The 12,763-nt window shown below is 37.7% G+C and carries 11 protein-coding genes; 4 read left to right on the forward strand and 7 right to left on the reverse strand.

The features are described from left to right. Positions 1 to 52: 52 nt before the first annotated feature. Positions 53 to 568: a hypothetical protein gene (locus FHT21_RS13155; protein WP_167295100.1), complete on the reverse strand. Its 516-nt coding sequence runs from the start codon at positions 566 to 568 to the stop codon at positions 53 to 55. 260 nt (positions 569 to 828) lie between these two features. On the opposite strand from FHT21_RS13155, the gene FHT21_RS13160 reads away from it, so the two are divergent. Then, positions 829 to 2,376 (forward strand): M20/M25/M40 family metallo-hydrolase, encoded by a 1,548-nt coding sequence (locus FHT21_RS13160; RefSeq protein ID WP_167295101.1) that lies wholly within the window; start codon positions 829 to 831, stop codon positions 2,374 to 2,376. Positions 2,377 to 2,585: 209 nt separating this feature from the next. Here the strand turns inward: FHT21_RS13160 and FHT21_RS13165 are convergent, their stop codons facing one another. The 6 genes from FHT21_RS13165 to glmM all read right to left on the reverse strand — a co-directional run bounded on the left by FHT21_RS13165 (position 2,586) and on the right by glmM (position 10,370). Then, on the reverse strand, positions 2,586 to 3,590 hold the full coding sequence (locus FHT21_RS13165) for a cytochrome d ubiquinol oxidase subunit II (RefSeq protein WP_167295102.1): 1,005 nt from the start codon (positions 3,588 to 3,590) through the stop codon (positions 2,586 to 2,588). A 6-nt stretch (positions 3,591 to 3,596) separates the two neighbouring features. Continuing rightward, entirely contained in the window at positions 3,597 to 4,919 is a 1,323-nt protein-coding gene (locus FHT21_RS13170) for a cytochrome ubiquinol oxidase subunit I (RefSeq protein ID WP_167295103.1), read from the reverse strand. 245 nt (positions 4,920 to 5,164) lie between these two features. Continuing rightward, entirely contained in the window at positions 5,165 to 6,064 is a 900-nt protein-coding gene (locus tag FHT21_RS13175; protein WP_167295104.1) for an MBL fold metallo-hydrolase, read from the reverse strand. Positions 6,065 to 6,145: 81 nt separating this feature from the next. Continuing rightward, positions 6,146 to 6,349 carry a hypothetical protein gene (locus FHT21_RS13180; RefSeq protein ID WP_167295105.1) on the reverse strand — a complete coding sequence of 68 codons (204 nt, stop codon included), beginning with the start codon at positions 6,347 to 6,349 and terminating at the stop codon, positions 6,146 to 6,148. Positions 6,350 to 7,705: 1,356 nt separating this feature from the next. Further along, entirely contained in the window at positions 7,706 to 8,854 is a 1,149-nt protein-coding gene (locus FHT21_RS13185) for a cysteine desulfurase family protein (RefSeq protein ID WP_167295106.1), read from the reverse strand. 130 nt (positions 8,855 to 8,984) lie between these two features. Further along, entirely contained in the window at positions 8,985 to 10,370 is a 1,386-nt protein-coding gene (glmM, locus tag FHT21_RS13190; RefSeq protein WP_167295107.1) for a phosphoglucosamine mutase, read from the reverse strand. A 364-nt stretch (positions 10,371 to 10,734) separates the two neighbouring features. Between glmM and FHT21_RS13195 the strand changes: the two genes are divergently transcribed. Genes FHT21_RS13195 through FHT21_RS13205 form a run of 3 tightly spaced genes read left to right on the forward strand, consistent with a single transcriptional unit; the run spans position 10,735 to position 12,746 of the window. Continuing rightward, on the forward strand, positions 10,735 to 11,466 hold the full coding sequence (locus tag FHT21_RS13195) for a class I SAM-dependent methyltransferase (protein ID WP_167295108.1): 732 nt from the start codon (positions 10,735 to 10,737) through the stop codon (positions 11,464 to 11,466). Beyond that, complete coding sequence (locus tag FHT21_RS13200) at positions 11,463 to 12,026, forward strand: phosphatase PAP2 family protein (RefSeq protein ID WP_167295109.1); 564 nt, start codon at positions 11,463 to 11,465, stop codon at positions 12,024 to 12,026. Before FHT21_RS13195 ends, FHT21_RS13200 begins: the two co-directional genes overlap by 4 nt. 3 nt (positions 12,027 to 12,029) lie before the next feature. Then, on the forward strand, positions 12,030 to 12,746 hold the full coding sequence (locus FHT21_RS13205; protein ID WP_167295110.1) for a ZIP family metal transporter: 717 nt from the start codon (positions 12,030 to 12,032) through the stop codon (positions 12,744 to 12,746). The last annotated feature ends 17 nt before the right edge of the window (positions 12,747 to 12,763 follow it).

The raw sequence follows: 12,763 nt of genomic DNA on the forward strand, positions 1-12,763 counted from the left end.
GGGTTCAGATATTACCATCTGACCTTTTTAGTTTAGTCAACAGTTTTTTGTGCTATTTTTTTACCACATTAAAAGAACCTGCATCCCACATCAGATCTTCATTAAATTTAGGCACCATTTTGTGCACTTGAGTCGGGGTTTTATCTCCGGTAGTGATAAATTTCCACGTTTTACCTTGATCAGCACTGATGGCGAGTAATGTTGTCCTTAAAATCATTAAGCCCTCATCACCACTGCTTTTATTTTCAACGGAAATAGCACAATGAAGTTCTTTTCCCGCATGGTAAACTTTTGAGATACCCATTATCTTTTGACTAACCGTTTTTATATTAATAAGTTTACTATGTTCATCGTTAGATTTTAACAGCATTACAAACTTATTTCTACCACCTCTATATTTAATTTCTGTAGGGTATAAAAAATTAACATAGTTTTCATAATCTTTTTTTAGATAATTATCTATCATCAATTGTGCTGTACGCTTGGCATTTGCAATAACATTCTGCTGAGAGAAGGAAAACTGTCCAACTAAGAGTAGCAATATTAAAGAGACCGTTTTTTTCATCATTTATAAGTTTGCTTAAAGTATGGAAATGTAGGTAAAAAAAATATATTAATATAATTAAGGAATTCTCTTCAAAGCTTAATGGCTCGCCAACTTCAATCCTTATTTCAAGTATAAATACTTAACCTTATGCCCTTAAGAACCGAAGGCAAAAGATTGCTATCGCAATGACGATCCTCATACTGCAACATTTCCATTAACATCCTTCAACCCTACTGCTTATTTCATAAATTAGCTTATCAAATAATCAACCCTAACTCATTATGAATAAAAAACTACTATTTTCTGCACTATTCCTGTGCACTTCAGCAAGCGTTTTTGCGCAAGACAGGAAAGTAATCGACAATATTGTTAAAGAAGTAAACGAAAACTCTCAATTAGAGAAACTTGCGCACGAATTGCTTGATGTAGTTGGGCCGCGTTTGGTTGGTTCGCCGCAAATGAAACAGGCCAACGATTGGGCAGTTAAAAAATATAGTGATTGGGGCATCTCTGCCAAAAATGAAAAATGGGGCGAATGGGCAGGTTGGGAAAGAGGTATTACCCATATCGATCTGGTAAGTCCACGTGTGCGCACTTTAGAAGGCACGCAATTGGCCTGGAGCCCATCAACCAATGGTAAAGCCATTAATGCAGAAGCGATTATTTTGCCAGAAATTACCGATTCGGTATCTTTTCAGAAATGGTTACCCAATGTAAAAGGTAAAATTGTATTGATTTCGATGAACCAGCTTTCTGGCCGACCAGAAAAAAACTGGGAAGAATTTGCCACCAAAGATCTATTCGAAAAATTTAAAAAAGAAAAAGCCGATGCCACTAAAGCATGGACAGCCAGTATAACTAAAACGGGTTTAACCGCAAAAACGCTTCCTGTAGCTATAGAAAATGCAGGTGCAGTAGCAGTAGTGATCAACAATTGGTCGCAGGGTTTTGGCGTAGATAAAATTTTCGGTGCAAATACTAAAAAGATCCCAACCTTAGATTTATCTGTTGAAGATTATGGCCTGGTTTACCGTTTGGCCTTAAATGGAGACAAGCCTAAATTAAGGATCGAAGCAGATGCTAAGAAGTTGGGCGTAGTACCTACTTTTAATACGATCGCAGAAATTAAAGGCACACAGAAACCGAATGAATATGTTATGCTATCGGCACATTTCGATTCGTGGGATGGCGCAAGCGGTGCTACCGATAACGGCTCGGGTACTATTTTAATGATGGAAGCCATGCGCATTTTAAAGAAAATTTATCCTAACCCAAAACGTACCATTTTGGTTGGCCATTGGGGTAGCGAAGAGCAAGGCTTAAACGGCTCCAGGGCTTTTGTAGAAGATCATCCAGAAATTGTAAGCAATCTTCAAGCTTTATTTAATCAGGATAACGGTACTGGCCGTGTGGTTAACATTGGCGGACAGGGTTTTGCCAAATCGAAAGATTACATTACCCGTTGGCTGGCTGCAGTACCAGACACCATTAAAAACCAGATCAAAACCAACTTTCCAGGATCGCCTGGTGCAGGAGGCTCAGATTTTGCTTCATTTGTAGCTGCCGGGGCTTTAGGTTATTCATTAAGTTCTACCAGCTGGGATTATGGCACATATACCTGGCACACCAACCGCGACAGCTACGATAAGTTGGTTTTCGATGAAATCAGAAGCAATGTGATTTTAGCTGCCATTATGGTTTATATGGCTTGTGAGGATCCTGAAAAAACTTCAACCGAAAAAGCAACCGATTTACCGGTTAATGAACGTACAGGCAAGCCAGCAACCTGGCCTGTTCAAACGAAATCGAACAGAAAAGGTGGTTTGTAGGTAAGATTTTTGAATTGATTTGTAAGGGAGCATTTGGAAACAGGTGCTCTTTTTTTGCAATTCTGAATATGCAGTCATTCTTAGTCATCGCCAGCTCGTCATTCCCGTGAAAACGGGAATCCTAAAGCTTATTGCGCTTCATTAAGATTCCCACCTGCGCGGGAATGACGGCCGATTTTAAAATCTATCAATAGTAGTATTAATTTTTTTTACTCCTCTTTCTTCTGAAATTTATAAAACAGATACCCTAAAAAAGGCAAAATCAATACACTACCTAATAAAAGAGCCAAGCCTAAACTATAAATGGTTTTTTCAGGTCCGGCAGTTTCTAAAAGTGAAATCGCATTTCCGCTTTTTAAACGGATAAAATTCGGGAAATGGGCATAGCTTATTGCCAGGAGGATCATCGTAACCTGGAAGCCTGCCAAAATGCGTAAAACCTTGGTTTTACCTTTAATCAACAGGTACCATAACAACACAAGGGATAAACTGGCCAAAATAATGGCCAATAAACCGACATTACTCTTAAAAACCCATTCAATTAAAGGAATTCCATCACGCTGTGCAGCAATAAATACCATTGCACCAAAAACTACAGCTGCCACATTCATAAATTCGGCCTTTTTAATAAACCGGCGTTTATCATGTGCTTCCTTCGTTTCACCTATAAGGTAAATTGCAGCAAGAAAACCACAGAGCGCGACAGTAAATAAGCCTACAGCAACAGAAAACCAGTTTAACCAGCCAGAAATATAGGCCGTATAGAAATCGGTTGCCTGCGTATCGATATGCCCCGAGATTAAACTTCCTGCAATAATGCCGAGAAATAATGCGGTAACAAAACTCGAATACCTGAATATACGGTTATAAAACCACTGCATATCATCTTTAACAGCATCGTAATGGCGAAATACAAAGGCGGTGCCGCGCGCAATAATTCCGATAAGCATAATCGCCAATGGAATATGCAGATAAACAGACATGGTGGTATAAATATGCGGAAAACCTACAAAAAGGATTACAATGGCAATAATTAACCACATATGGTTTGCCTCCCAAACTGGGCCAATGGCATGATACATGGTTTTACGCGTTCTGCTCCTGTTTTTGGTTGAAGTAAAAAGCTCTATAATACCAGCGCCAAAATCGGCTCCACCCAATAAAAAGTAAAGCAGGATAGCCATGCATAAAAATATAATTACAACTTCTTTCATCTGCTCTTATTTATTAGATTCGGGATTATTGTACAATACAGGAACCATTTTAATCTGGCGGTAAAGCAAAAATGTTACGATAATGCTTAAAGAAACGTAAATTGCCGAGAAGATATAAAATGAGTAAGCAATACCAGGCATCGGCGTAACGGCATCTTTAGTGCGCATAACGCCATAAATAATCCACGGTTGCCTACCAACCTCCGTCACTACCCAACCTGCCTCTAAAGCGATGTAACCAAGCGGAATGGCCACAACAAATAATTTCAACAACCAGCGTTTCTCGGTTAGAGGTTTCTTTTTAAATAGAATAAAGAAATAAGTTAAAGATACTAAAAGCAGCAGCGTGCCAATTCCCACCATAATCTGGAAAGCATAATGGGTTATAGCCACTGGAGGATGTTCGTTTTCAGGAATCTGATCTAAGCCCTTAACTTCAGCATTGAAATCGCCATGCGCCAGGAAACTTAATGCCCCTGGTACCTCGATTGCACCTTTCACCGTTTTATCTTTCTCGTTAACAATGCCACCAATCAAAAGTGGTGCAGGCTTTTCTGTTTTATACAACGCTTCCATTGCAGCAAGCTTAGCAGGTTGGCGTATGGCAACATCTTTTGCAGAGAGATCGCCACTTAATGGCTGTAACAAAGCAGCAATGCAGGCAAATACAGCAGCTATTTTAAAAGCTTTTAAATGAAAATATGCATTTCTGTTCCGTAAGATCATTAAAGCATGAACGCCTGCCACAGCAAATCCTGTAGCGGTAAATGCGGCCAAGCACATGTGCAATGCCTGACTAAACCAGGCTTTATTAAACATAGCCTGTATGGGATCGATATTAAGGTATTGCCCGTTTACAAAATCGAAACCCGTCGGGCTGTTCATCCAGGCATTTGCGGCAACTACCAAAATCCCAGAGGCCAAACCACTTACGCCAACTACCATTCCTGTAAACCAATGGAACCATTTATTTAGCTTATTCCAGCCATATAAGAAAAAGCCAAGGGCTATAGCTTCGATAAAAAAAGCTGTTCCTTCAAGAGAAAAGGGCATTCCGAATATCGGTCCGGCATGATCCATAAATTTTGGCCAAAGTAATCCTAATTCGAAAGATAACATGGTACCCGATACCGCACCAGTAGCAAAAAAAATGGCTACACCTTTGCTCCAGGCCTTTGTAAGGTTTTTATACACCTCATCGTTTGTTTTAAGCCATTTATAATGCGATACGGCCATAAAGAAAGGCATAACCATGCCGATACAGGAAAAAATGATGTGGAAGCCTAACGATAAGGCCATTTGGGAACGGGCTGCAATAAAATCATCCATGGGCTGTAGATTTTGAATTGTAACAAATATAGTTGTTAAACACTAAAGCCTACGGTAATTCAATGACGTTGAAAGAATTATTTTAAATATAGAACGTTTATAAATTGAAAAAAGATTTGGTTGTTCGTTGCTACAGCGATAAATATCTTTATTTAGCCACAGATGCACGCAGACAGGATAGATTCATCCCTTATCTGTGCGCATCCTTTTATCTGTGGTTAATAAATTCTAATAAGCTTGGTTACCTAAACCCCTTTCAGCTCATCATAAGCAGCAGTTAAACTCCTTTGTATGCCATCTCCCTGCCATTCAGGTGCATTTGGAATTGTAGCTGTTTTTAAGATATCTTCTTTGCTTTTGCCAGCTTTGATTTCTCCGCCAACAAAAGTTAAAAGATTCTGAAGGTAATTTTGAAAAGCTTTAACATCTGCTTTACTTCCTGTTACTTTTTCGGGGTCTAAGCTGTGCCCCCAGATAAACAGGGTATCATTATCAAACTGGGCTAAAATTTTATCCAACGCAGTGATCCAATTGCCAATGTGTGCCCCATTTTCTCTATCAATATAAGGAAATTTACGATTGAAGACTAAATCGCCCACATGGACAATATTGGCATGCTCAAAATGGTAAACGGCATCGCCATTGGTATGGCCAGAGCCATAATAATAAGCTTTTATGTTCTCATTCCCTACTTTTGCAGTCCATTTTGTTCCAAAAGTAGCATCGGGTAGTAATTGCTTATCTAAATTATTTGCTTTCTCTGCTGCTCTTTTTTGGTTCACCAGTGAGTTTTGATGTGCCACAACTTTCTCGGCCAAACCTTTAAAGGAGATATTCCCGGAAGTATGGTCGCCATGATGATGCGTATTAATCAGGTATTTGAAAGGTTTTTCACCTAGTTTTTTTAATTCTTCGATCACATGAGGTGCAGTAGCCGGAAATTGAGCATCTACCACTACAAAACCATTGCTAGAATTTAGCCACCCTATTGTACCACCCTGCTCCGTAAATATACCTACATTATTACGCAATGGTTTAAAGTTATAAGCACGTAACAATTCTTGCTGTGCAAAAACATCTGTTTTATAAATTGACAGTAAGGCCATAGCCAATGCCGAATTCTTAATAAAATTTCTTCTTTCCATTTTGGGATTAAGCTAAAAAAACCACAGCAATTGCCGTGGTTTAAATTTAATCATTTTGTTCGTTAATTATATTCTGAGCTATTATATTCCAGAACCTGGTGTCGGTCCGGGCTCATGCCCAGGCCCCAGTGGATTATTCTTGCGTTTATCATCTTTGTTAAAAAGATTAGTGGTTATTTTCGATGATTTATTTTCATCTAAAGAATCATGATCTCTCACATCTCCTACTTTTTTATCTAGCAAATCGTTCTCAACAACTTTACCTTTTTCCTTTTTTGTTTCCATAGCAATTGTAAATTGATGTATTAAAGGAACAAGTGAAAAATAAGATTGTTTTTTCTTAGCTGTTTTGGGAATGGGTTTGGCGATTTAAATTTTCTAGTCTTAGTGTTTCACGAGGACCTCTCCATTAATCTTATTCTTTATGTATGTTTCCGTAGCAAAAACTAAAGTTTTAACGAGACGTTAAGACTAGTAAGATTAATGATAAAAAATTAGTTTAATGGTTGGTGAGTCACCAACCAAGTAATCGGGTTTTTCCTGCAAATAAGATGCAGAAATAAATTCAGCATGACGCAATGCCTAACCTAGAGCAATAAAAAGAAGATACCCGCTGCAAATAATAATCGAAATCAGGCCCTAAATTTATATTTAACGCCCCATCAAACGCAGCATAACATCTTCCAACTGGTGGTTTCCCTGTTAACCAAAGCGTTCCTTTACAGCGCGAACAAGTATTGGCCTCTTTAGAAAAGCCGTTAGCATTAATACCATGTTTACCTTTCGCAATTACAGCATTGCTCCGGGAAGGTTTCCTAATTCGTGAATGCAGCCGAAAGAATGAAATCTTCTTTTATGGATTTTATTGAAATGATTTGAAGATTCAAACGAAAATGGATTAAGGATAAACTTGTAAATGTGTTTCCTTTCTTCATTTAATTTTTCTTCCTGTTTCGCGTTCTCTAGATTTTGATTGTTTTGGCTCTTTTCCATGACGATATAGATTGTTGAAAACATGGTTAGTTTTCAGGGTTAACAATTTTAATCAGAATGCCTTTTTAAACTGCACAATACATTAGTAAAAAAAGCTTTTTAAAATTTGCTTAACCTTATACCACGGGGAATTTGATAAGGTTTCGTTCTGGAACTACATTAAAATGGCGTGAATAGCCTTTATCTTGATTAAATATAAGTCTTATTTTTGAATTTTGCAAGAGAATTTTACTGATTTAAATAGTCAGTTGAAGGCACCTCGAAATTGATTGTTTTTTTTGAAATCAGCCACGGTGGCATTTAGGCAAATACAGTCCTGCTCTCCACTTTATCCCGGCGAAGAATCGGGATGCCCATTCCGATCAGGTTTAAGTGGCACAGCCTTTAATACTATTTTGGGCTGCAGGGTGCAGAAGAAATTAGGCATTAAGCTATTTAACCGCAAATAGCTACACCAGCCTCTGTATATAAACCTGGATTGGAGTATAAAGCCCACAGCGCAGCGAGGACTTGAAACGGAAAGCAGGGCTAACCTTAAAATGAAATGCTGTCTTTGCTTTCCAAAAAAAAATAGACTTCAAACTATGCTTTATCGCATAAAAAAAGTCCCGATTCTCACCGGGACTCTCCTATTTGGTTAATGATATTTTAAGCTAAAGCGTTTTGCTTTACTACCATTTTAACTTTTTCTATTACGTAATCTAATTCTTCCTTTGTAGTGTATTTGCTAAATGAAAAGCGCACGGAAGGGCGATTTGGATCGGCGTTAATACCATTTAACACATGCGAGCCTATATTTGAACCAGAAGAGCATGCGCTACCACCAGAAGCACAGATACCATTGATATCTAAATTAAATAACAACATGTCGGCCATGTCCATCTCCGGGAACGATACATTCAATACAGTGTACAAACTTTTATCGGCATCTGTTTCGCCATTAAAAGCAATTCCTGGGATTTCGGCAATTAACTGTGCTTTCAAATAATCTTTTAAGCCCTGAATGTACGATTGATGCTGATCCATTTCTGCATAAGCAATTTCTAAGGCTTTAGCTAAGCCCACAATACCATATACATTTTCGGTACCACCACGCATATTGCGTTCCTGCGCTCCACCATAAATCATTGGTGGAATTTTAATGTTGCTATTTACATATAAAAAGCCAACACCTTTAGGTCCATGAAGTTTATGTGCCGCGCAAACAATAAAATGGGCTTTAAGCTCGCGTACGTTATGCGGGTAATGCCCCATGGTTTGAACGGTATCGGCATGGTAAATGGCATCGTATTTCTCGCAGATATCGCCAACTTTAACCATATCGGTCAGGGTACCCAATTCGTTATTGGCATGCATCAACGAAACGAATGTACGTTCGTTATTTTGAAGCAGTTCTTCTAAATGGTTATAATCGATATTTCCTTTTTCATCAATATTAACGAAGCTTAATTTATCGATCTCACCATTTTTAAGCATCGTATTTAAAGTATGCTCAACTGCATGGTGCTCTATTTTTGAAGTAATGGCATGTTTAATTCCATAAGCTGAAATTCCGCAACGGATAGCTGTATTATCGGCCTCGGTACCTCCAGAAGTAAAAAATATTTCTGATGGAGATGCATTTAACAGGCCAGAAACGGTTTTACGGGCTTTCTCTACAAGCGTTCTCACCTCGCGGCCAAGCGCATGAATGGCAGATGGATTACCGAAATAGTTTTCCATCACGTTTGTCATTTCTGCGATTACTGCCGTATCTAAAGGCGTTGTGGCCGCATTATCTAAATAGACCCTTTTCATTTCTACGAATATTTAAAAGTTAGTATTGCAAAGATGCCTTGCTAAGGGCGGTCTCTGTTTAAATGTCCGGGGTTTAATCGTTTTATTAAACCCCGAACGTGTTATGCTTAATCCTGAAATCCTTTAAGGATTAAAGGTGTAATATTTCTTTAATGTCAGAAATAATTTTATTCGCCAAATTCTCAGCGATGGTTTCATTTTCTGCCTCACTGTAAATCCTAATGATCGGCTCAGTATTAGAACGACGCAAATGTACCCAAGTTTTATCAAATTCTATCTTCAAACCATCAATTGTACTGTATGGTTGATTTTTATATTTTTCTTCTACCTGTTTTAACAAATTATCAATATCCATTTCTGGCGTAAGGGTAATTTTGTTTTTAGAGATGTGGTATTGAGGGTAACTAGCGCGTAATACCGAGATTGATTTACCAAATTTAGCTAAATGCGTTAAAAATAAGGCAATACCAACTAAGGCATCCCTTCCATAATGCGATTCAGGATAGATAATACCGCCGTTTCCTTCACCACCAATAATGGCATTGGTAGCTTTCATTTTGTTTACCACGTTTACCTCTCCTACTGCCGATGCATTATATTCAGTACCTGCATTTTCAGTTACGTCGCGTAAAGCGCGTGTTGATGAAAGGTTTGAAACTGTATTTCCTGGTGTATTTTTCAATACGTAATCGGCTACTGCTACCAAAGTATACTCTTCACCAAACATGCTACCATCTTCGTTCACAAAACATAAACGGTCAACATCAGGGTCTACTACAATACCTAAGTCGGCATGTTGTTTCTGAACTTCTTTCGATATTTCAGTTAGATTTTCAGGAAGTGGCTCTGGATTGTGCGGAAAATGTCCGTCTGGAGTACAATATAATTCTACCACCTTGCTCACACCCAAAGCTTTTAATAAGGCAGGTATAAAAATACCGCCAGTTGAATTTACACAGTCGATTACTATTTTAAAATCAGCCTTTTTAATTGCCTCAACATCAACCAATGGTAATGCTAAAACTTTATCGATATGCTTTTGAAGGTAAGTATCATTTTTAATTACTTTACCTAGTTTATCTACATCAGCGAAATCAAAATCAGCACTTTCTGCTAAATCTAAAACTTCTTTTCCGTCAGCATCGCTAATAAATTCTCCGCTGGCATTTAATAATTTTAGGGCATTCCACTGTTTTGGGTTATGGCTTGCGGTTAAAATGATTCCGCCTCCCGCTTTTTCATCAGGTACAGCTACTTCTACAGTTGGCGTAGTAGATAACCCCAAATCGATTACCTCAATACCCAGGCCTTGTAGCGTTCCGATAACCAGGTTATTCACCATCTCACCCGAAATACGGGCATCACGTCCTAAAACTATTCTTTTATTGCCTGTTTTTTGCACCACCCAGCTACCGAAGGCAGCGGTAAATTTCACAATATCAAATGGGGTTAAGCCGTCTCCAGCTCTTCCGCCAATGGTTCCTCGTATTCCTGAAATCGATTTTATTAAAGTCACTTTATATAATTTATTTGAGGCTCAAAAATAAGAAAAAAAACAAGATAGCCGTCATTTCAACCTACCTGTGCAAGTTAATTTACATTGTTTTTATAAGATCAATTTTATAGAATTAGGCAAAGCGCCAAAAACAAACGTGTGTTTAATTGAAATGTTCGATTGATTTTTTTTGCTAATATTTTCAGGCTTTAAATAAAGATGATAGGCAAAAGCAATAGTGATGAATTACAAGTTCATTTGCAATGCCATAAAAAAATCAATTCATAATATTCTTGCAACTTTATTGCATAAAAACAAATTCTAACTTTACTAGCGATTGTAAAACCTTATATTTGCATCCTTTTAAGATACAAACGGCTTTTATATGCAGCGCAAGTGGTTTCAATATTGGTTCAATTCGCCATATTATCATATTCTTTATCAACAACGAAATGATGCTGAAGCCGAGTTTTTCATTGATAAGCTCACGCATTTTTTAAATCCTAAAGCCGATGTTAAAATGCTCGATATTGCCTGTGGAAAAGGCCGGCATTCTATTTACCTGAATAAAAAAGGCTTTGATGTTACGGGAATAGATTTATCGGAACAAAGCATAAAGTATGCAAAACAATTCGAAAACAGCAAATTACACTTCCTTGTTCACGACATGCGGAGGCTGTTTTACATCAATTATTTTGATATAGCTTTAAATCTATTTACCAGTTTTGGTTATTTTGATACAGAAAAAGACCATGTAAATGCGCTTAAAACTTTTCGCAAATGCTTAACTGCCGATGGTATTTTGGTGCTTGATTATTTCAACACCGAAAAGATCATCCGTAATTTAAACTCCTGTGAAACGAAATCACTTGATGGAATAACTTTTCACATTACCAAAAATGTTATTGATGGGAAAATTATTAAAAAGATAAATTTCGAAGACAAACAAAAGGTATATAATTTCGAAGAAAGGGTTCAGGCGTTTAGTTTTGAAGATTTTCAGCGTATGCTTACCAAGGCCGGAATGGTGATTGAAAAAACTTTTGGCAGCTATGGTTTAGCTGATTTTGATGAAAACAGCTCAGATCGGTTAATTTTAATTTGTAAAAAAGCATGATAGAAAGCATACAGCAATTTGACGTAGAATTGTTTTTGAAAATCCACCGCGGGCTTTCAAACAATTTTTTTGATTGGCTGATGCCTTTAATGCGTAACCGATTCTTTTGGTCGCCACTTTATCTTTTTATTGTTATTTTTTGCATCAAACAATATAAAAAGCAGGGCTATTACATTATCGGCATGGTGCTGTTCACTTTTGCTATGGGCGATTTAATCGCCTCGAGGGTTGTAAAGCCCTTAGTATCGCGTGTAAGGCCATGTAATGATTTAAGTTTGGCGAACGATATTATTCACCGTGTACCTTGTGGAAGTGGCTTAAGTTTTCCTTCGGCGCATGCTACCAATCATTTTGCCATAGCTGTTTTTTTAATCTGCATTTTTTATAGCAGATGGAAACCTATTTTACCTATTGGTATCTTCTGGGCATTTATTATCAGTTTTGCGCAAGTATATGTTGGCGTTCATTACCCCGTTGATGTAACCGTTGGCGCCTTGTTAGGTATAACAATAGGCATTATCTGTTCGATAATATTTAAAAAATTACAACCTGATTTTTAACTTATGGAAATCTGGAAACTCTGTGTACTCTTTTTTTGTGCCTTTTTAGGCGGAACAGCTATCTTTTTGGTTAAAAGTGATAAATCTAAATTACTTAAACTAATTTTGTCTTTCAGTGGAGCCTATTTATTTGCCATTACGGTTTTACATTTGATTCCAGATGCCTACAGCGGGCCCGACAAATGGCAGATTGGCATTTTTATCCTTATTGGTTTCTTATTACAAATTTTCTTAGAACAGTTTTCAGAAGGTGTAGAACATGGCCACATCCATAAACATCACGATGGGCATGTATTTCCTTTCGGGGTTATGATCAGTTTGTGTTTGCATGCTTTTTTAGAGGGAATGCCATTGGCAAAAGAGCAACATAATGAGCTTATTTTTGGAATTTCATTACACCATATCCCTGCAGCCTTTGCATTAGCAAGTATATTGATGCAGAATCATTTTAAAAAAAGCAGCATTGTATTTTATCTAGTTATGTTTGCTATTATGGCGCCCCTTGGTTTTTACGTAAGTGTTGGTTTAAGCAACGGCACTATTGGAGGCCTTGATGCTTATTTCAATAAAATTATGGGCATTGTAATTGGTATCTTCTTACATATTTCTACCACCATATTGTTTGAATCGAGTGCCGATCATAAAATCAATACCCGTAAAATGATTGCCGTTTTATTAGGGATTGGTGTAGCATTGATCGGTTTCTTTGCCGGGCACTAGTTCAGTTGGCAGTTTTC

The sequence above is a fragment of the Pedobacter sp. SG908 genome (genome assembly GCF_011759615.1).
Taxonomy (GTDB): domain Bacteria; phylum Bacteroidota; class Bacteroidia; order Sphingobacteriales; family Sphingobacteriaceae; genus Pedobacter; species Pedobacter riviphilus.

Coding starts and splice junctions, on each gene's coding strand:
- FHT21_RS13160 (WP_167295101.1), top strand. CDS start 829: ATGAATAAAAAACTACTATTTTCTGCACTATTCCTGTGCACTTCAGCA.
- FHT21_RS13175 (WP_167295104.1), bottom strand. CDS start 6,064: ATGGAAAGAAGAAATTTTATTAAGAATTCGGCATTGGCTATGGCCTTA.
- FHT21_RS13195 (WP_167295108.1), top strand. CDS start 10,735: ATGCAGCGCAAGTGGTTTCAATATTGGTTCAATTCGCCATATTATCAT.
- FHT21_RS13200 (WP_167295109.1), top strand. CDS start 11,463: ATGATAGAAAGCATACAGCAATTTGACGTAGAATTGTTTTTGAAAATC.
- FHT21_RS13185 (WP_167295106.1), bottom strand. CDS start 8,854: ATGAAAAGGGTCTATTTAGATAATGCGGCCACAACGCCTTTAGATACG.
- FHT21_RS13170 (WP_167295103.1), bottom strand. CDS start 4,919: ATGGATGATTTTATTGCAGCCCGTTCCCAAATGGCCTTATCGTTAGGC.
- FHT21_RS13165 (WP_167295102.1), bottom strand. CDS start 3,590: ATGAAAGAAGTTGTAATTATATTTTTATGCATGGCTATCCTGCTTTAC.
- FHT21_RS13155 (WP_167295100.1), bottom strand. CDS start 568: ATGATGAAAAAAACGGTCTCTTTAATATTGCTACTCTTAGTTGGACAG.
- FHT21_RS13180 (WP_167295105.1), bottom strand. CDS start 6,349: ATGGAAACAAAAAAGGAAAAAGGTAAAGTTGTTGAGAACGATTTGCTA.
- FHT21_RS13205 (WP_167295110.1), top strand. CDS start 12,030: ATGGAAATCTGGAAACTCTGTGTACTCTTTTTTTGTGCCTTTTTAGGC.